The 21078-nt window shown below is 39.0% G+C and carries 16 protein-coding genes; 8 read left to right on the forward strand and 8 right to left on the reverse strand.

What is annotated here, in order from left to right:
• Positions 1-90 precede the first annotated feature (90 nt).
• The 3 genes from C7Y70_RS15375 (at position 91) to C7Y70_RS15385 (ending at position 2941) form a co-directional block, all read left to right on the forward strand.
• Positions 91-1557, forward strand: a complete 1467-nt coding sequence (locus C7Y70_RS15375; RefSeq protein WP_135475659.1) for a methyl-accepting chemotaxis protein — start codon at positions 91-93, stop codon at positions 1555-1557.
• Positions 1541-2062 carry a DUF6436 domain-containing protein gene (locus tag C7Y70_RS15380; protein ID WP_135475661.1) on the forward strand — a complete coding sequence of 174 codons (522 nt, stop codon included), beginning with the start codon at positions 1541-1543 and terminating at the stop codon, positions 2060-2062. Before C7Y70_RS15375 ends, C7Y70_RS15380 begins: the two co-directional genes overlap by 17 nt.
• A 540-nt stretch (positions 2063-2602) precedes the next feature.
• Positions 2603-2941, forward strand: a complete 339-nt coding sequence (locus tag C7Y70_RS15385) for a hypothetical protein (protein WP_135475662.1) — start codon at positions 2603-2605, stop codon at positions 2939-2941.
• Positions 2942-2987: 46 nt separating this feature from the next.
• On the opposite strand, the gene C7Y70_RS15390 is transcribed toward C7Y70_RS15385, so the two are convergent.
• The 3 genes from C7Y70_RS15390 to C7Y70_RS15400 all read right to left on the reverse strand — a co-directional run bounded on the left by C7Y70_RS15390 (position 2988) and on the right by C7Y70_RS15400 (position 5421).
• Positions 2988-3842, reverse strand: a complete 855-nt coding sequence (locus C7Y70_RS15390; RefSeq protein WP_167850836.1) for a GGDEF domain-containing protein — start codon at positions 3840-3842, stop codon at positions 2988-2990.
• 43 nt (positions 3843-3885) lie between these two features.
• Positions 3886-4689, reverse strand: a complete 804-nt coding sequence (locus C7Y70_RS15395) for an alpha/beta hydrolase (RefSeq protein WP_099297400.1) — start codon at positions 4687-4689, stop codon at positions 3886-3888.
• A gap of 234 nt (positions 4690-4923) precedes the next feature.
• Positions 4924-5421: a helix-turn-helix transcriptional regulator gene (locus C7Y70_RS15400; protein ID WP_135475666.1), complete on the reverse strand. Its 498-nt coding sequence runs from the start codon at positions 5419-5421 to the stop codon at positions 4924-4926.
• A gap of 158 nt (positions 5422-5579) precedes the next feature.
• Here C7Y70_RS15400 and C7Y70_RS15405 point away from each other — a divergent pair, with 158 nt between their 5' ends.
• The 4 genes from C7Y70_RS15405 to C7Y70_RS15420 all read left to right on the forward strand — a co-directional run bounded on the left by C7Y70_RS15405 (position 5580) and on the right by C7Y70_RS15420 (position 10980).
• Positions 5580-6659: a hypothetical protein gene (locus tag C7Y70_RS15405; protein ID WP_135475668.1), complete on the forward strand. Its 1080-nt coding sequence runs from the start codon at positions 5580-5582 to the stop codon at positions 6657-6659.
• Positions 6660-9734, forward strand: a complete 3075-nt coding sequence (locus tag C7Y70_RS15410) for an efflux RND transporter permease subunit (protein ID WP_135475670.1) — start codon at positions 6660-6662, stop codon at positions 9732-9734.
• Positions 9727-10029 (forward strand): DUF3240 family protein, encoded by a 303-nt coding sequence (locus tag C7Y70_RS15415; RefSeq protein WP_135475672.1) that lies wholly within the window; start codon positions 9727-9729, stop codon positions 10027-10029. Before C7Y70_RS15410 ends, C7Y70_RS15415 begins: the two co-directional genes overlap by 8 nt.
• A gap of 225 nt (positions 10030-10254) precedes the next feature.
• Entirely contained in the window at positions 10255-10980 is a 726-nt protein-coding gene (locus C7Y70_RS15420) for a transporter substrate-binding domain-containing protein (RefSeq protein ID WP_135475674.1), read from the forward strand.
• Between the two features lie 138 nt (positions 10981-11118).
• Here C7Y70_RS15420 and C7Y70_RS15425 read toward each other — a convergent pair whose 3' ends face one another.
• The 5 genes from C7Y70_RS15425 to C7Y70_RS15445 all read right to left on the reverse strand — a co-directional run bounded on the left by C7Y70_RS15425 (position 11119) and on the right by C7Y70_RS15445 (position 19144).
• Positions 11119-11913 (reverse strand): LytTR family DNA-binding domain-containing protein, encoded by a 795-nt coding sequence (locus C7Y70_RS15425; RefSeq protein ID WP_135475676.1) that lies wholly within the window; start codon positions 11911-11913, stop codon positions 11119-11121.
• Positions 11913-12965 (reverse strand): histidine kinase, encoded by a 1053-nt coding sequence (locus C7Y70_RS15430; protein WP_245321558.1) that lies wholly within the window; start codon positions 12963-12965, stop codon positions 11913-11915. Before C7Y70_RS15430 ends, C7Y70_RS15425 begins: the two co-directional genes overlap by 1 nt.
• A gap of 64 nt (positions 12966-13029) precedes the next feature.
• The gene (locus tag C7Y70_RS15435) at positions 13030-15558 is read right to left on the reverse strand and encodes a glycoside hydrolase family 3 N-terminal domain-containing protein (RefSeq protein ID WP_135475678.1); all 2529 of its coding nucleotides are present in this window, start codon (positions 15556-15558) and stop codon (positions 13030-13032) included.
• A 49-nt stretch (positions 15559-15607) separates the two neighbouring features.
• Positions 15608-16384: a family 16 glycosylhydrolase gene (locus C7Y70_RS15440; RefSeq protein ID WP_135475680.1), complete on the reverse strand. Its 777-nt coding sequence runs from the start codon at positions 16382-16384 to the stop codon at positions 15608-15610.
• A 75-nt stretch (positions 16385-16459) separates the two neighbouring features.
• Positions 16460-19144: a TonB-dependent receptor gene (locus C7Y70_RS15445; RefSeq protein ID WP_135475682.1), complete on the reverse strand. Its 2685-nt coding sequence runs from the start codon at positions 19142-19144 to the stop codon at positions 16460-16462.
• Between the two features lie 657 nt (positions 19145-19801).
• Here C7Y70_RS15445 and C7Y70_RS15450 point away from each other — a divergent pair.
• Positions 19802-21007 (forward strand): LanC-like protein, encoded by a 1206-nt coding sequence (locus C7Y70_RS15450; RefSeq protein WP_135475684.1) that lies wholly within the window; start codon positions 19802-19804, stop codon positions 21005-21007.
• The last annotated feature ends 71 nt before the right edge of the window (positions 21008-21078 follow it).

Here is a 21078-nt window from a genome sequence, read left to right on the forward strand (position 1 = left end):
TGTGCGCAGTAGGGCACCTCGAATTTTTTATCATCAAATGATCTAAAAGAATGTAATAAACGTTTAAACTACTATTTTTTAGGGGTATACATGACTGATAGAAGCCGTCTTTTTACAGTTTTATTTGCTTTGCTTTTTGTTGAGTCAGTCGCTCTAGGCATTTATTTTTCAACTCTGATGCCTGCTTTTTTAATAGGTCTTCCCCTGTGTATATTGCCTATTTGGTTGCTAAGGACACACCCTGAACGCAAGTTAACGGCACATGTTGCAAGCGCTGCGCTTATTATGTTTTCATTTTTGCACATTCAACAATCGTTTGGCTTAATTGAGGTGCACTTTGAAATATTTATTTTAATGGCTGTCTTAATTATGTTTGTGCAATGGCAGGTATTCATAACTGCCATTGTATTAGTAGCCATTCATCACCTTTCATTTTATTTCTTGCAGACTCAAAACTCAGGCTTTTACGTTTTTGATCCAGACCGTTTAGCGTTTAGCACGGTTATCATTCATGCTGCCTACGCTATTGTTGAGGCTTTGGTTGCTGGCTATATTGCTATCACTTTGCAAAGAGAGCGCCGTGTAGGACTATCACTTACCGCAGCCACTGATAAAATAATGAATGATCCTGAGCATGTTCTACTTTCAACCCGCGCCGATGAAACAAAAAATACTACAGTTCAAGGGTTTAACTCGCTTTTGGAGTCTTTAAATACAGTGATTGAACAAGTTAAGATGCAGTCTTTTTCGTTGAAGAGTAATTCCAAAGAATTGGTTGAGGTCCATGATGAACTTGCCGCTGCTGCCGATAAACGTGCCCAGCAAACTAATGATATAGCGCACTCAGGCAGTTCCGTTGCTCATGGTTTTACGTCGGTAGAGCACGAAAGCAATGTATTGAAACAACAGGTTGACGCAATTACATTGGCCGCAGGAGACACGTTAAGTGATGTTGAAAAAACAGATGACAAAAGCCAAGAGTTACGTGGTCACTTAAATCATACAGATGAACAAATAAAATTACTTGTTGCAGCTGGGGATGTAATATCTAACCTCCTCAATGAGATATCAGGCATTGCAGAGCAAACTAATTTACTTGCTTTAAATGCAGCGATCGAAGCGGCTAGAGCCGGGGAACAGGGGAGAGGTTTCGCGGTCGTTGCGGATGAAGTGCGCTCTCTTGCAAATAGCAGCAAAAAAATTACAGATAAAATTTCAAATACCCTTAAAGATTTAGTAAGTAATAGTCAAACATCAACTCAGTCGATGAACCAATGTATGAGTGTGGTAGAAGAGCTAACAGATATTAGCTTCACTATGAAAGAGAATATTTTAGGCATGTCGCAGCAAATAGAAACGGTTGCTAGCAGTACGACCTCTGTGGCGAAAGTTGTCGCTGAGCAGGTAGGTAATACAGAACAGATATCAGCGAGTGCAGACGCGTTACGTATGAGTCAGGAGCAAGATTCAGCGATTGTTGCTAAGCTAACGGCTAAAGTGCAAATGATTGATGTAAGCATCGATGTTCTAGAGCAAAGCATTGCAAAATTTAAGTAAGAAAAACATCAAGCTTTACGCCATTATTCTTATATGGTTCATCAGCGTTGTAGCAGGGCTTGTCTATTTTCAATTTTCATCAATCAGTACTTTTGATCCGCAACAAAAACTGTTAAAAAATGGTTGGCTTGATGACTTTAAAAAACAAACTCAATGGCAAAACCCAAGCGATGCTATTTTAACTATTGTTATTGATTCCGAATGTGGTTGTTCTAAACGTTCAGCGGACCATGTAGAGCAGCTAACCTCATTAGCAAATACTTACGATGTTAAAGTAAAGGTATTAGATGCCGCTAAAATGAGCAAAGAACTGTTGCCAAATAGACCTGGTGCTGTACTTGTCGATTCTGCAGGAGAACTTGCCTATGCGGGACCACTTTCAGAAGGTGTTGCTTGCTCATCTTCCAATGGCTTTGTGGAACTTGTAATGAATAATTTGCAAGCAGGGTTTAATTCACGCTTAACCGTTACACAAGCGCAGGGGTGTTATTGTCGAGGAAGTTAATAATTGTTTCAATGCTTAGAACCGTTGCTTAAGCATTGATTAAATATGATCAGCAAACCGTTTACCCTTCAAACCATAACGAGATGTTGATTCCCTTTAAAATGCTCTTTTTGCTTAATTGTCGACCTTCAACCTTGACTTTCTTTGTTAGCGTGGTGTGTAGTTGATACAATCAGTTTTAACTATAATATGTACAATTAATTTAAAAAACAAAGCACTATTTGGTGTTATTAAGGGATTATTGGAATTGAGTAGGGAAAAAGAATACAATTTTGTAAGATTCATAACCAGTGTATGTGTCATTCTATTGGCAGCGTTTGTTATAGATAGGCTTGAGGTGACTTATCGCTTTCATATAGGGACTTATAATGTAATCCCTCTACTAATGCATTTGATTATGTTTAGTTTACTCTATTACCCATTTATTAAGTTTTTTAGCTGGTTGTATGGAGAGTTTAAAAAGTAAAATAGTCTACTTTATATAATACATGTTAGGGCTGATGCATCCATCACAAAAGATTGAAATATCTCGGGGTAAAAATGAACAAAGCAAGTATAGCGGTTATTGCATTTTTACTTGGTGCAACTGTGAGTGGATTTATCGGGTTTAAGCTCCTGATGGAACTTGGGTATCAAACAGTTATTAGTAAGTTGGCTGATAATACAATTTTTTATCAGCAAATAGAAAAGGGCCAATCAGCGCTAACGCAAGCTTCAATAGCATCTTCATTAGAACGGTTTATATACTTAGCTGATGAAAGTAAGGCTTCGATTTGGCTTTCCCCCTCACAACATGACAAGCAAATTATTATCAGAGCAAAAAAATTGCAGGCACAGCTGGGAAAAAGCAACTATCAATGTAACTTTCATTATTTTTAATAATTTCGGATCGTGTGCCTATAAAGGTATTTATAAAACGTTACAGTCAATCTGGGACTACCTCTTCATAAAATTCAGTTCTATTACGGCCACTATTTTTAGCTCTATATAACGCTTCGTCAGCTTTATTGATCTGCATGTCGATTACGTCCGGATAAACTAAATCCTCAGGTTGTAAAACGGATACACCAATGCAAATAGACAATGTACTGTCTGAGCTTGGTTTCACTTTTCTGGCTTCTTCGTGCAAGCGTTTGCAAAAAGCGCGAGTATCTTCAAGGTTTGCTTTATATAGTACAACTAAAAACTCCTCTCCACCCCAGCGTGCAACAATATCACTAGCACGTGTAACCCGTTTTAAAATACATGATAGTTCAGTTAACACTTCATCCCCTCGGTTATGGCCAAAGCGATCATTAATTTTTTTAAACCAATCAATATCAATGGTTAAAAACGACACCGGCATAAACTGCCTTTTTAGCTGATTAATGATTTTAGCTAAATCGTCTGTAGCAGCTCGTCGATTATCTAAACTCGTCAGCGGATCTATTCTGGTAAGAAGCGTTAGCTTTTCAGTTTTACTTTCTAGGTGTTCCCTTGCGGCCAGCAGCTCTTGATAGAGCTTATCACGAGCCGCCGCAACGTAAATTGACCAGTATAGTTTTGAATCCAAAAGCTTGATATGAGCAACTGCTGGTGCTTTCTTTTTATCACTTAAAAGTAAAGATATCTGTATTTCTTCGCAAGAGCCGACACTAAAAATAGCGGGTTTAATATAGCTTTCAAATAAAATAGAACTAGCCTTTGAAAGAATATCAAATAAGTTATTTTCAGCATTCACATTTAACCCAAGCAGATCGTTTGCATATTGATTGCTATATTCGAGTTTATTAGTTTCCATGTCAGTTACAATCAATAAGCAAGGAAACGAGTCAAGCGTCGGTTTATTCATCTAAAAATTGATTAATTAAACTAAATACGGTTTCAGGGTCCGTCATATGTAAACAATGGCCATGGGCGTTTATGATCTCTAAAGTTGAGTCTGTTATTTTCTCATGCATATATTGGCCTATTTCAACAGATGCTAAATTGTCTTCTTTGCTTTGTAATATCAAAGTGGGCAGTGTGAGCTTTTCAAGTGCTGCTCTGTCATCAGAGAAGAAAGTGGCTTTGGCAAAAGGTTTGGCATAATTAGGATCGGTTGAGCAAAAGCTTTCAGATAATTCGTTAATTAACTCAGTTTTATTATTTTGTCCCATTACGAGAGGTGCCAAATAATTAGCCCAGCCAATGTAGTTTTTATCCATTAAATCAATTAGTTCTTCTAAGTCGCTTTTGTCAAAGCCTCCAAAATAGTTTGGTGGTAAGTTAAGAAAGCAAGGGGAGGGGCAAACCATTATAATTTTTTTAAACAAACTCGGTGATTCAATAGCTGCGAGCATTCCTATAATGCTGCTGACAGAGTGACCAATGAAGACAATATCTTTGAGTTTTAATGCTTCACAAATCTCGATTACATCGTGTGTATAACCGTTTAGTGATTGATAGCGCTGTTTACTAAAAGCAGATGTGTCTGATTGACCGCACCCTACATAATCAAATAGCACCAATTTATAGTTTGGGGCTAACATAGGCTGGATAAATCGCCACATATTTTGGTCACAGCCAAACCCATGCGCGAGCATAATTGTTGTATCACCATCGCCAATTATTTTGACGTTGTTACGAGCTAATATGTCTTTAGGCATAAATTAAATCCAGTACAAAATGTGTGGGTATGATGTGCATTTTAAGTCACCACTGCAAGCAAAAAAAATAATCCAACCAAATTCTATAAAATCTGCCTATTCAATTGGTTAAGTAAAAGGAACGCACATGATCGTAAAAATCGCGATGCTTAAAGTATAGGCCAAGAAGGCACAGCTGCCTACGTAAACAGTAGTATTAAATGATAGCGCAATTAGTTAACTAAAAATTGAGGATCACACAACTTCAATAAAGTCCTCTAAAAACCAAGCTGCAAATTCATGGCGCCCCTCAACGTTTGCTTTGCTGTAAATGACCGATGCTTGCTGGCGAACAGTTTTTTCCTTGGTATGCCTTATTGCACTTATTTCTTTAAAGCTTAACCCCTTTAATAACAGCATGGCGACCTCTTGCTCACTGGGAGTGAGTGACCATTGTGTAAATTGAGAGTGGATCATGGCACTGTATGTATGACGCGCTGTTTTCATTTCGGCTGAAATATTTTTTAGTTTATCGTCAGAGATGAGCAACTCTTGCCTCAAATGATGCAAATCAAATGTGCGAGATTTTATATCTAAAATTAAAAAAATAGCCCCCACCCCGGACATCAACACAATCATGCCCTCAGAAATAATATGCCAAGTAGGAACACCTAATGAGATATCAGTCAGTACGTCAAAAAAATTAAGCACCATAATTAGTAACAATGTAATGGCTATCAGTTTATCTCTCATTAAAGTTCTCTTATATCAGTTGCTTATAAATTCAATGGGCATGTGTACCATAGCGCAATAATAAGTTTTTATAGGTACAGTTAGGCAGATGCCGCATGATTTTAGTGCATTAGCATGGCACATTGCATTCACATTAATTTTGGAAACTAAATTTTTATATGCAGTATTCAACGTATAAGCAACAATTAAACAAATGCATAGTTAATTACTATACGTTATTTTTTTTCTTGGTTGTTGTTCTATCTCAAACAATATTCGTTTGTGCAGCTCAAGCAGTTGAACAACTAAAAATAAACCAATTAGGCGGCTTTGAAGTTAAGTTTGCAGCTGTTAAGCCTGCGCTGTTTGTAAAAGAACAAAACCTAATAGGGGAAGTGACTCATAAACCAGGCGACAGTTTCTCTGTGCATTTTCCTTTTGACGTACAACGAGTTCATTATTTGGTCAACAATGGTGATGCGGTAAATGCCGGAGATGTCATTGCTACTGTTGAAGGAATAGATGTACATCACTTTATTGAATCCTATTTGCTTGCAAAAAAATTATTAAGTATTGCGCAAGTACATTTTGATAATAATAAGCAACATTTCAAAGACAAGATTATTAGAAGTTCAGAATGGGTTGAGATCACTAAAAGCTACTACACAGCAAAACTAAACGTTGAACATATCGAACATCAAATGTCAGTAATCAAAATTGGCAATGATGAAGAAGTATCATTGATCAGCCCACATAAAGGTATTGTAAAGCTGATAGACCAAACCAAGCAGCATTTACAAGGCGATGTGGCATTTAATGTCATTAGCCAAGATGCATTACGTGTAAAGTTACTTACTGTATTGCAATCCACAGCGTTGAATACTTACTTTCAAGTAACCCCTGAGTGCCAACTAGTGCTTGATCATCGGGAAGAGATAGCCGACAAATACCATCAAGTTTTGTGGGCAAAGCCTGACTTTGATAAGTGTGATCTTAGATTAGGAGAGCGATTAACGGTGACTCCTATGAAGAAGTTAAACGGTTACAAAATAAATAAGTCTGCGGTGTTTGAGTTTAACAGCAAAAACCTTATTGCAGTTAAAGACAATGACTCTCTTAAGCTATTTGAAATAGAGCTTATTAGTGCTGATAAGAAAAATTACTTTTTTACATCACAGCATGCATTCACTGATCAGCAAGTATTGATTAGCTCGGTAAGTATTTTACAAGGCTTACTATTAGGATTAGGGGAAGAATAAGTGTTAAATCAACTCATTAAATTTTCTCTTTCTCAACGTTTATTTGTCAGTATCATCGTGCTTTTTACACTGTTAATTGGTGTTAAAGCATGGTTGAGTATGCCAGTGGATGCATTTCCTGAGATATCGCCTACGCAAGTCAAAATTGTTTATAAGTTACCTGGGATGAGTGCCTTGGAAATTGAATCACAGGTTACTCGTATAATAGAAACAGAGCTGCTGGGTATACCTTCACAAAAAATGCTGCGCTCGACAACAAAATATTCCATTACAGATATCACCCTAGATTTTGAAGATGGTACCGATATTTATTGGGCTAAACAGCAAGTAAATGAGCGACTATCAAATGTATTACCTTCACTGCCACAGAATATTAGTGGTGGAATAGCGCCGATGAGTACGCCGTTGAGTGAAATATTTATGTTTACCATAGAGAACCCCTCTTTATCATTACGCAAAAAAAGAGAGCTACTTGACTGGGAAATTCGGCCCTTATTGAGAACGGTTCCGGGAGTGGCAGAGGTCAATAGTTTAGGTGGTTTCTCAAAAGTGTATGAAATTACACCGTCTATTTTATTACTCCAGCAGTACCAACTAAGTTTTGATGACGTGACTACTGCGATCAATAAAGCCAATCAAAACGGCGGGGTTGGCCGACTTGTAAAGGGGAATGATGCAATTATTTTACGTACAGAGGGAAAGTACACAGGTATTGAAAATATTAAAAGTACGGTTATTAAAACAATTGAAAATAAAGTGATACGCCTGGATGATATCGCGACTGTTTCAGTAGGCAGCTTGACCCGGTATGGTGCAGTGACCAAAAACTCTAAAGAGGCTGTTCAAGGAATTATTATTGCTTTAAAAAATAGCAATACAGCTGAGGTGATCAGCGCAGTAAAAACAAAGCTTAAGTCAATTGAAGCCTCATTACCTAGAGGCACTAAAGTAAATGTTTTTTACGACCGCTCTCATTTAGTTAATACCGCAATTAGCACTATAACGAGCGTATTGGGTCAGGCAATCATTTTAGTCATTGTGATATTGGCGCTATTTTTGGGCGATATTCGTTCTTCGTTGGTGGTATCTTTATCGTTACCCATGGCTGCTTTATTCACCTTTATTTTAATGGATCTGTTTAGCTTATCGGCGAATCTAATGAGTTTAGGTGGGCTTGTGATTGCTATTGGCATGCTGGTGGACTCATCCGTTGTAATCGTTGAAAACATAGTAAACAGACTAAGCAGTAATAAAAATTTACCAAAATTACATGTTATTTACCGTGCATGTAAAGACGTTGCATCGCCTGTGTTATCAGGTACCTTGATCATAGTAATAGTGTTCTCCCCGCTGCTCATGCTTAATGGGCTTGAAGGTAAGCTATTTACGCCCGTAGCATTAACCATCGTGTTTGCTATGCTCAGTGCGTTATTACTTTCGTTAACAGTGATCCCAATCTTGGCCTCACTACTTTTAAAAGATGAACCAATCAGGCAACCTGTATTAGTGCTCACCTTACAAGCGTTTTACAGCAAGACGTTAAAGCACGTTATCAATAAACCTCAAATTATGATTTTACTTACATTGCTGACTTTTTGCCTCAGTATTGGTCTATTTCAAGGGCTAGGGAAAAGTTTTATGCCCGTACTAGATGAAGGCGATATTATTGTCCAGCTGGAAAAATCACCGAGCATATCTCTTGTGGCCTCAGTTGATATAGACGCGCAGATTGAAGCGCAGCTATTGAAAAGCACTCCTGAAATTGTACAAATTATAGCACGAACAGGCTCGGATGAACTCGGCCTTGATCCAATGGGGTTAAATGAAACCGATGTATTTATGGAGCTTGCACCAAAAGAGCTGTGGCGCTTTGATACTAAGGCTCAGCTAATAGATGACATTCGTCAAACACTAGATCAGTTCCCAGGAATAAATATAGGTTTCACGCAACCCATTCAGATGCGAGTTTCAGAAATGCTAACGGGCAGTACCGGGGATATATCAATCAAAGTATTTGGCAATGATATTTATACTCTTGCCGACATAGCAGACAAAATCTCGCAGCTTGCCAAGGAAGTTCAAGGCGCAGCCGATGTACAAATGGCATTAATTGAAGGTGGGCAATATGTGAATATTAAACTCATTCCAGGTGTGGCTAGTCAATTTGGTTTAACTACACAGGCACTGAGTGACTACTTAACGGTACAGTTAGAAGGAAAAAAGCTGTCTACATTATTAGAAGGGGATAGAGTTGTCCCCATCGTTTTATCAAGCACAGGTGTAGTTGAAAATAACTCGACAGATTTATCTTCTATTCAGGCCTTAAAAGACTCGCTTATTTTAATGCCTGATAATACCTTACTTCCTCTGCATAAGGTGGCTAGTATTAGTTATAAATCGGGGCCACAGTTAATTGAAAGAGAAAAAGGTAAACGATTTTCTTCTGTCAGTGTTAATGTACATAATCGCGACGTTGTCAGCTATGTCACTGAGCTTAAAAAAATTATTACCGAAAAAATAAAGCTACCTCAAGGTATCACCTTATCATTCGGCGGTGAATTTGAGAGTCAACAACGCGCCACACAGAATTTATTAATCCTAATACCACTTGCGCTAATTATCATTTTTATAATTTTATTTACTACTTTTAAATCAGTCGCAAAATCAGCTTTGATCATCGCCAATATTCCTTTTGCTTTAATGGGGGGGGTGATTGCACTGTATATTAGTAATGAATATTTATCAGTACCAGCCTCCGTCGGTTTTGTCGCACTGCTTGGTATTGCTGTATTAAACGCAATTGTTATGATCAGTTACTTTGAGCAAACTAAGGTACACGCAGTCAATTTAACACACTGCGTAATAAATGGCGCAGTTCGCCGGTTACGCCCGGTGCTAATGACAGCGACAACCGCCATGTTTGGCTTAATTCCCTTAGTGTTTGCAACAGGCCCAGGTGCCGAAATACAAAAACCACTTGCGATAGTTGTCATCGGTGGGCTCGTTACATCAACGGTGACTACCCTGTATTTACTCCCACTGTTTTATCGTTGGCTGGAGACAAAGCATGTCTGAACAAGTTATTTTTACATTGAACGTACCCAGTTTACTAAAAGATGATGTCATCGATATTTTAATCGACCTTGATTACATCAGTGGCTTTAACCTCAATAAAATTCAAGGTTTTAGTAAGGAGCACAGCCAATTCGATACGGCTGAACAAGTTGCAGGACATAGAACCTTTTACCAATTTGAAGTGCTTATCTTGTCCACTCACTATATTCCTATTAAGGAAGCGTTAAAGACAATTTGCCAACCAGCGAGATTAAAATATTGGCTTACTCCGGTTATTGACTGTGGTAAATTCTGAGGTTGATGGCCTTTTTTTAGCGCGCTAAATTTTTAATATAAGGGGTTTATGGGGCGTATAATATGAGCCAAATCTCGAATTACACACAGAGTTTAAGAGATAGTTCCTGTTATAGGTGGGACAAGTGCGCAAATTACGTAGCTTGCGAGCAGGTACACTATTGACTCAAGTTGAACTGGGCTGTGAAAGCGGCTATATTAATTTTTTTGTGATGTAGCTTATTGAATGCGTATTTTAAGTCTTAAATGCTGGTTTATCTTTTTTGTTATTCTTTTGGTAGCGAGTAGTGTTCAAGCCAATGAGACAATAAGAAGCTCTGTCTCTAGTGAGTTTCGCGATGGGCTACAAGAAAAGTACCTGCGCTACCTCTCAGATAAAATGTCTATGGATCTACACATTTTTCCTATGCCATTTGCCAGGCGTATAAGAGCCCTCAAAAAAGGGGAGATTGACATCATGGTGGGTTTGAAAGGGTCTCAACCCCAAAGTGATATGTATTATAAGCTTCAACCCTCTTACGAACAGATCCGAAGCTCATATTTCTTGAGAGTTGAAGATGAAGGCACGCTTGCTAATCGAGAGGATCTTAAAAAGCTAGTCGCTGGGTTAACGATAGATGAGCAAAGCATGCTCAAAGACTCAGAAAAAAAATACCTAGATATCGTTACTGTTACTACGTTGCATCAAAAAATTGAATTATTAATGTTAAAGAGGATTGATACATTTTTACATTTTGAGCAAAGTGCTCAACATGTTTTAGAGCAAGAAGGGCTGTCTAACAAAATCATCAGTGCATCGCTCAAAGATGGTGTTCAAAAAGACTACTACATTGCAATCAGTACAAAATCTCCTCTGTACCATTACAAAGAAAAACTCGAAGCGGTAATTAAGCAGGGTATTGAGTCTAATGATTTTATGCGTATTAGGCTTCAGCATTACAAAAGCCCATAGGAGCACAGGCAATAAAGCCTTCCTTAAACTTAAAATCGCAGCTTAGGTTTTTAGCAATGAGAAGCTGTGCTTTTAACGTAAGCAAAGCTCTACGTTTACATTAAAAATGTTGGCGGTAGTGTTACTAAAAAACCACCGTTATTGTTTTATTAAGCTTTTTAAATTTTTACTGTACGTTCTACTCACCTTTAGGTTTTTTTCATTATCTAACACTGCCATGTATTCAGAGTTACGTAATGGGTTGAGCTGTTTGATGTGGCTTAAATTAACAATGGTTGATTTATGTATGCGTAAGAAGTCTTCTGGTAAGGTGTTTTTTTCAAGATCTTTTAAACGCGCTCGCATTACATAGGTTTCTATCAGTGTATGAACACACATATAATCGCCAGCGGCGTCGATCCATAAAATTTCTTTAAACGGAATTATTTGAATCGGGTTTTTAGCATCTTGGATCACTAAGTTTTCGGCTTCAAATTTATAGTCAGAATTAGCAGAAACGGCGATTTCGTCGGGGTCATTTTTCACCAATGACTGCTGTACTTCAATGAGCTCGTTTTTACTATTTAGCTTTGCAGTATTAATAACTCTATCAATCGCTTCAGCTAAACGGTCTAACTTAACGGGTTTAAGTAAGTAATCAAGTGCGCGCACTTCAAATGCTTTAACCGCATGTTGGTGAAACGCAGTAACAAAAATAACCGCTGGGCAGCTTTCTGGCTGAAAATGTTTAATTAACTCAAAGCCTGATTTTGTTGGCATTTCTATATCTAAAAAAACTAAATCTACGTCATGTTTGTTCAATATATTAATTGCTTCATCAGCACTTTGGGCACTGCCAATCACGTCTATTTCGTCAAAAGCTTCCAAACGAATACGTAACCCTTCAATAGCGCTGTATTCATCGTCAACCAGTAAAGTTTTTAATCGCATCATTATTGCAAACCATTAATAGGAAGAGAAATACACAGCCATGCGCCGCCTGTTTTGGCATTGCCTTTTTCAATGTGGTGGCTGTTTCCATAGATTAATTTTAAGCGTTGCTCACAATTAGCTAAGCCTATGCCTCTTTTTGATTTTTTATTGTCGTTAAACCCTTTGCCAGTATCTGCAACTTTAATGAGCAATGCGGTTTTTGTTTTTTCAACATTGATTGTGATCACCATTTTTTGATCTGCTCGCATACCATGTTTTAAGGCATTTTCGACTAACGGTTGAATTAATAAAGAAGGGATTAATAAATCGTTGCATGGTTCATCAACGCTTATATTAACCTCTAACCGGTCGGTAAATCGACACTGCTCTATATCTAAGTAGGTTTTTAATATGGCAATTTCTTCTTTAATCGCTACTTTTTCAAGTGGGTCGGTATACAAGCTATGACGCAGTAGGTCACATAGTTTTTCGAGCATATTAACAGCCTGCAAACTTTCTTTTTTTAAGATTAAGGTGCAAATGGCATTAATGCTGTTAAACATAAAATGCGGGTTAAGCTGGTATCGTAGCATTTTAAGTTGCGACTCTTTGGCAAGGTGCGTCGCTTCTGCGGCTTTTTGAGTTTGCTCTAAATTATCTAAATAAATTTTAATTGCATAATAAAAAGCAGTCCATGTTGAAAGCATAGTTAACGATGCTGACGTCCAAGTACCAAAGTCAAACCACGACATGGCAAGCCAGCCATTGCCATATAACCATTGCAAAGTGACCCACTTTATTTGTGTCCAAACTAATGTTGCAGTTAACAACAGTATTAAGTGTGATGCGACTTTCGTTTTGAATGCGTGCTTGCTTGAGCAGTTGTAAGCTCTTCTTAAAGCTAGCGTGATCAAAAAACCACATGTTACATCAATGATTAAATGCGGTATGTGTATTGACCACGGCTCTTCGCTGGGTATTTTAATCATCAGCTCAGTTAGCATTGCATATACAATCCAACCACAACTTTGAAATAACCAGAAAAGGTGGCTTCTGGGGTTTTTGGCATTCACATTCGTAGATCCAGTTTTAAAGGCAGCCGATTATCTGTTCTTTGTCGACTGCCATTGAGTGTGGCTAATTTGCGCAACTTAATTTTGAAGCATTATTATCTGGCTTCTTCGTTAAGGTTACATCTGCAATTGCTAAGCGTAAGTTACGACTAGTTACGCGCAGTACATCTGTTATCTCTGCAGATACATCGCCATTATTACAATTTAACGGTATTGCCAAAGTATGCCAGCGTTTATCAGACATTACCTTGTTTAACGATGAAAATTTAATGCTTCTTAAACAATTACTTTCGTTACACATAAGCTGTAATTTAGCGCCTTGCTCAGGCGCTTTATCTAACCGCAGTTTTAATTCAAGATAGGCGTTATTAAATTTGCTATCAAGTAGTTCAGGCTTTAAATAGCTTAGACTCAGCGTTGCATTAGCAAATTGAGATGGCCAACTAAATTGTCTTGCATCTTCTTGATACGACAAGTTCACCGACTGCATGAGCAGGCTTTTTTTATCACCACTGGTTGCCGATGAGCCGGTCGTTAAAACGTGCGCTGTTGTGCTATCTGTTAGTTTCCAAGTTAGGTTTTTAGCTAAGCTTCTTACAAACAAAGGCTGGGCATTACTTTTTACGTTCTTTCTAGGCGTGGTTTTTTCACTTAAGGCGGACATATTGATGCTGTCTTGATAAGTTAACCCATAACCATACGCAAACAAGGGATCGTAATTGGCATCACCACGGTTTAAATTAAATTGCTCATCGTATTTTGGCCATGAAAAACTCAGCTTACCGACAAAATCAAACTGAGCATTCCCTTGTTGGTCAGTGAGTAATACATCGGCAACACCTTGGCCTTCAGAGCCTGGCAACCATGCAGCAACAAAAGCATCAGATGCATTGAGCTCTTTATTTACCCAAAGCGGGCGGCCACTCAAAAAGACGGTGACAACAGGAATATTATCGGCCTTAAGTTTACGCAGTAATTTGAGAGCCTGTTTAGTTTCAGGCTGAAACTCTAGTCGTTCTATATCTCCAAACCACTCTGCATACGGTTCTTCACCAATAACTACAATGGCTACGTCTGGCTTGGTTTTATACTCACCAGACTCACTTAAGCTTATTTCACCACCTGCTTTTAAAACGGATGATTGTAATCCTGAGAAAATAGAGGTCGCATTTAAAAAGTCACTGTTGGTGTTGTCAGTGCCTTGCCAAGACACACTCCAACCACCTGCTTGCATATTGATTGCATTAGCGCCTTTGCCGGCAACCAAAATATGGCTAGCTGGGTTTATTGGCAACAGGTTATTGTTGTTTTTTAATAACACTAATGACTTTCTTACCGCTTCTCTTGCCAGCTCTCTATGTTCAGAAGCACCTAACCATTGTGGGTATTGTGACTCAGGACGCGAGGATGGTTTACCCTTTGTAAACACACCCCAGCGAATTTTAGCTCTTAAAAAACGTCTAACAGCATCATCTATTCGTGATTGAGGTATAACACCCGCTTTAACTTGCTCAACAGTATTATGATAAAAGGCTTCAAAATGCTCTGGCACCATTATCACATCAACGCCCGCGTTAATTGCTTGCGCACATTGCTCTAAATCGCAGCCTTCTACAAACTTATGCGCATTCCAATCGCTTACAACAAAGCCATCAAAACCTAACTGGTTTTTAAGTACATCCGTTAATAAATGTTTATCGCCATGTACACGTTTGCCATTCCAGCTATTGAAGGATGCCATAACGGATTGCACTCCCTCACTAATCGCTGAAAAGTAACCCGGGCTGTGAATATCTCTTAACCCTTTTTCATCAATTAGCGTATTACCGCGGTCAATACCTCGCTCAGTTCCTCCATCACCCACAAAGTGCTTAGCGGTGGCAATACGGTTACTGCCTTTTAAAAAGTCAGCGCCTATGTCACCTTGAATACCAGTCACCATGTTACCCGCATAGTATTTAACTAAGTCAGGATCTTCTGAATAGCTTTCATAGGTTCTCCCCCAGCGATCATCTCTGACAACCGCTACTGTGGGTGCAAAACTCCACTCAATACCCGTGGCCGACACTTCCTTTGCTGTTGCTTGCCCTATACGTTTTATTAAATCGCCATCGCGCGCTGCGCCTAAGCCAATATTGTGCGGAAATAACGTAGCACCATACACATTGCTATGCCCATGCATGGCATCGGTCCCCCACACCGTCGGGATTGCAATACCATCTATGGTCGAATCCATAGAAGCCAAGTACATTTCATCTGCGTATTTTAACCAAGTAGCTTGATCCGCTCGTTTGTTACCATAAGGGGCGGTATTCCCGCCATTTAGATAAGAGCCAAATCCATACTTTTTCATTTGCTCGACAGTTAAATAGCCAATTTCTGGCTGTATCATTTGCGCAACTTTTTGCTCTATAGTCATTGTTTCGAGCAGTTTATCAATCTGTTTTTTAACGCCAGGATCACGCTTAAGTTGTGTGTTCACATAAGGCCAATTAACTTGCTGATTGTCTGCACTCAATACATTTTGGCAGTTGAACATGCCAAAAACAGGCAATAAGCAAAGTAATAATTTAGGGTGTTTTATTTTCGACATTTAAAACCTTCGAGATTAAATACTGTTTTATAAATACGGATTGATTAATTTAGTGTGGAATATATTCAATAAAATCATAATATGCCCATGAAGGGCTGCCGTAGTATTGACCCGGAAAGTAATTTCCTTGAGTCGAGTTGTCACCATTCCACTGGTTAATCATTATTTTTGTTTTATCAATTGGCCACGCATAGCGGGGAATTTCATTATTAGCTATTACGCCATCCCCATTGTCTTTGTACATCACTCTAATTGTTTTCTCGTTTCCTTGTGAGTCGAAGAGATACCAACGAATTGATGAACTAGACCAGTCGAAGCCAATGGTTAATAAGTTTTCTCTGTAATCAAGCCCGAATTGGCTTAAATCAATATCCTCTTCCCAGCTTTGATATGTGCCTCCTTGGGGCTGGTAGATAACATTGGTATGAACGACATTGCCTAAAGAAGGTAATAGTTCGATATCTATCTCTTGCCACGCGCGTCCTGGCGAATCCCACCATGAGGTGTAAGTAAAAATAGAAGACACGGTACCGGCGATATTGCCCGACTTAACACTACCTTGTACCTTACCAAAACTATAAAAGTGATTACTTTGCAGCTCAGCACACGCACCTTCTGATAAGAAAAGAGTGATGCCGTGTTGACTTGGATTAATCATTCCTGGAGTAAATTCGCAGCCAAAAGGCGAGCCATTATCGCCACTACGTGCACTCCAAATACGAGTGTCAAATCCCCACGAAAAATCGTCTTTAAAATAGTTAGCGTGTGTGGCGGGTGAAATAACGATAAGGCCAGCAACCAAGGTTGAAATTAGCTTCGTTTTCATTATTAAATTCCTTATTTAATAAAGCACCTCCTACAGTACTCTAGCCTGTAGGAGGGTAATTTTTTACTCGGTTATTTAGAATGAAAAACCCGCTCTCATACCGTAGTATCTCGGCATGCCAAAGCTGCCTTTGGGGATCCCTTTGCCAGTATTATTCCAGTATTGAATAGTTTCATCTGAGGCATTATTAACAAACACTTCTGCAAACCAGTTTTGTCCTTGCGGCTCATACTTAATAGAGGCGTTAAATACGGCAAATGCATCGCGGCTATCATCGATATATTTTGTAGCTTCATCTGGCACTTGAAAATCCATGTCATCTAAATGTTTATCAACATTCCATACCGTTGAGTACGACTCATCTTTCCAGCTAGCATTTAGCCATGCGTGAACAAAACCATATTCTCCTAAGTTAAGTGTATGTGTGTAACTTATATTGGCGGTGAACTCAGGGGTCATTGCTAAGTTATTCCCCTTAAGATTGGTAGCTAACAGGGTATTTTCAGGATCTTTTGATTCTTCATAAGAAATATCAAACAGATACTCCGCGTCGTAGTCCCATTTAGTATTCCAATCTTCAGTAACTTTTGCATCAGTCCACGTTACGTAACCACTAATTCGGCCATTTGGATACGGCTTCCAGTCAAACTCAAGCTCAATCCCTTTTATTGTTGAACCAGGGACATTTTGTGTGTAATAAGCAATGACAGGTTTGTTTTGAAAATCAAGAACAGGCTCGCCATTACCGTCTAAAACGGGAGAACCATCTTCATCTTCGACTACAGATAAGCGCTCAACATTACCGATAGAGCCTACTGATGCATATTGCATATCGGTGTAGTCAGTATAGAAAAATGCCGCTTTTAAGTTTAATGAGTTATCAAAAAAGCTCGATTTAGCTCCTAATTCCCAAGTAAGTACTTCTTCTGGATTAAACTTGGTTTCAAAACGAGTAACGCCACCGGTTCTGTCGTTTACCACTTCGTAAACATCACCAATACCACCAGCTTTAAAGCCACTGGCAAGATAGGTATAAACCATGGTTTCAGGTGAAATGTCATAATCTAAACCGACACGAAAATCATGGTGTTTCCAGCTTCCCTTATTGTCGTTTTCAAAGTACGACGCATAAATAGAAGGGTCTTCGTAGTAATCAACAGGAAGGTTATTTAAATCAGTTCTATTTAACCAACCTACGGCGCAGCCATCAGCATTAGAACAGCGATAGGTTTTTCCGCCTTTATCTTCTTTTGTTTCATCACTAAATCGATAGCCAAGTGTTAGGTGTAACTTTTCAGTTAAGTTGTATGTACCTTGACCAAATAATGCGAGGGCATCGGTAGAACGATTGGGTTGATCCCAAAACGCTTTGTCATCCATAGGGTTATCGTAATAACCTAAGGTTTTTGTTCTTTCATGAAAGTAATTTATACCTGCAATCCAGATAAAGTCGCCATATTCATCAGATTGTATTTGCAGCTCAGTTGAAAAAGATTCTGCGCCAGTGCCGTCTAAAAAGTAAGTTGCGCCATCCCAAGGGTCTAAACCTACTTCACTATCTTGTGCTGAAGAGCGCTCCATATCTTCATAGCCCAATAACCAGACAAGCGAATATTCATCGTTTATGTCGTAGTTAAGGGTATTTCTTAAGTACGTGATGTCTAAGTTAAGCTTACCGGGCACATTTACAACCGCCTGATAAGTATTATCGCTGGGTAAAAAGTTAGAGCAGTCTCCCCCTAGTTCAGCACTTCTGCCGCGAATTTTATCGCAGTTAACTAAATCTAGGTTGTTATTGCTATCATTTACATACTTTTGAAAAACGGTGTGGTTTGAAAAATTACCATCTAAAGGCTCCCATAGGGTGCTAACTCTAAATGAATATTCATCCGCATTATTGTAAAAATTGCTTTTATCAGCTGGTGTTAGTGCGCGAACTTTTTGCGCTTCTGGATCTGTGCCTGCGCCATCTATCCACCAGTTTTCTCGTTGGGTAATTGTTTGACCCACACCTTGATAAGAATCTTCAGAGATTACCGGCGCATTAAGAATATCGTCGCTTAAGCGTCTTGAATCATATTGGTTAGGATCGTAATACCCTTCTAAATAAGAATCCCGTTTCAAGCCTTTTCCTGAAAACCTAACGGCAAATTCATCATTAATAGGAATATTTAAAACGGCATCAATATTTTTACTATTAAAGTTTCCCGCTTCGATACTAACGTTGCCATATAAGTCGGTAAACTCTGGTTTTGCTGAAATAACATTGATACTACCCACCGTTGAGTTACGACCAAATAGGGTGCCTTGTGGGCCCCTTAGTGCTTCAACTCTGTCTATGTCGTACATCAATGCAAGGGCACCTTGCATACGTGGTGAGTAAATACCATCAAGGTGAACACCCACAGCCGGATCGCCAAGCTCAGTAATATTGGTAGAGCGTACACCTCGCATAGAAATAACCGGCGCAGCTTGATCTGTTGCAGTTGAAATATCTAAGCCAGGAACTAAGTTAGCAATATCCTTAACGCTATTAACACCGTTTCTTTTCAGCTCGGCTTCAGTTAATGCTGTAATGGCAACAGGTGTTTCCATTAGTTTTGTTTTGCGCTTAGTTGCTGTTACCGAAATGATTTCTAATGAAACAGTTTCTTTTTCTGACGCTTGCTTTTTATCCGTAGAAGCTTCTTGAGCATTCAATGGCATTGAACAAGCCAACGCAACGGCTATTGATAGTGCTGTTTTATTTATTGTGTGCATGTTTGACCTTTTGGATGTGTGTGTAAACGTTAAACTTTGTTACTTTTATTTAACAGTCTCATAGTATCCATACGGCTTATTTTTAATACTAGTCAAATACGCCAAGGCGAGTTAGATATAATACAAACCGAAGTTAAGCACTCATTTTTTCAATCAAAACGAGCTATACCTTGCGTACTTGCGTTGCAAGTTAGGCGTTTTAGTTTATTGCAGATACATAAAATATTAGGGTCTGTTTATCTTTACGGATTAAAATTTGTTCAAGCTAGGGGCGGTTTAATCGCGGCGCGCGATTTGTAACCAAGTGGGCTAAGTCAAAATCGAGCAAAGCTTGCGCGTCCTGCTCACGCCCCTTAACACCATCCATGTAGGTAACAAAGAGTAAATCGGCCCTAGGCAAAACCCGAAGGGCAGCGCCTGTTTGTCATTGATGCTGCGTTATCGCCTATTTATGGGGAATAACCACACAGGCGCCGCCTTGCCTAAACACCAAACAGACTGCTGCAAATTCAACCTAAAGGGTAAACAAAACCTAGCAATAGTAGGGAAGTGCATAGTAATAGTGATCTTTGATATTCTTTTATTGCACGATTTACAATCAAACAAACACTGTGTTAATGCACAGTGATTACAGTTGTATAGAGAATAAAAAATTTAATGCTATTTGATACGAAGCGTCATCAACCGCTTACCGCAACTTTGTGGGATCAAAATATTGTTGAAAATGAAATAGCATCCATTATTGATGATATTGAGCAATCAATGTTACCTCATGCTTGTTGGCCTACTCATCCACTTGATGCAGAAAGCTACCCAAGGAGTGGACCAAAATGGTCTGCCTATGCAGGGGCTGCAGGCGCTATCCACGGCTTACAAATTTTAAAAAACTATGGTTATGATGTACACGATTTATCACATTTACTTGAAGACGTTCACTCATCATTTATAAAATCCCCTGATGTATCAGTAGAACCGGGTCTGCAAATAGGTGAAATAGGTATTTTGGTACCTCGACTATTAGCAGAGCCTGATAATCAAGAAGTATCTCAATACCTTTTAAAATGTATGGAAGCAACCGTCGATCTTCCACTTTACGAGATAACGTCTGGGCAAAGTGGAATGATGCATGCCGCCTTAGCGCTATACCGTAAATCAGGTAAACACCATTGGAAAGATGTGTTTGTGAAAGGCGCAAAGTCATTAGTGGATAACTGGATACAAGACGTTCAGACGGGGCAGTGGCTTTGGCAAAGTCAAGTATTTGGCCCAAAACGGCATTATTATGGGGCGTGCCATGGGGTAACTGGCAATGCAAATATTCTCTTACAAGGTGCAGATCTTTTACCATTAGGTTACGTCGAAATGATCATCAAGCGCACCGTAGCTACTTTAAATGTTTCAGCTAAACAAAAGGGGAGCCTAGCTAACTGGGCGCTTTGTACAAAACCAGATATTGATAAGTTACTTGTCCAATGGTGCCATGGAGCCGCGGGGATTGTCACAGCAATGGCTAGAACACCAGTGATTGATACACCTGAGTCAAAACAGCTTGATAAGTTGTTAGATAAAACTGCAGAATTAGTGTGGCAAGCAGGTCCACTCCTAAAAGGTTCAAATATCTGCCATGGGACATCTGGTAACGGGTACGCATTTTTGTATTTGTATCAAAGAACAGGAGACCCTGTATGGCTTGAAAGAGCAAAAAAATTCGCAATGCATGCTATTGAGCAATGCCGTGCAGCTCGTTTGCATTATGGGCAAGGGCGATATACTTTATGGACAGGAGATGTTGGGCTTGCAATATATCTGTATCATTGCATGCATCCTAGCAAAGCGGCTATACCGGGATTAGACATATTTTAAACAGTTACTATTAATACGCTTTAATCAAAGGCAAAGTTAAAGATATTTGTTATTTTATCAGTGACTTGAAC

Origin of the sequence: Pseudoalteromonas sp. KS88 (genome assembly GCF_004766475.1) — a bacterium.
Classification (GTDB): Bacteria; Pseudomonadota; Gammaproteobacteria; order Enterobacterales; family Alteromonadaceae; genus Pseudoalteromonas.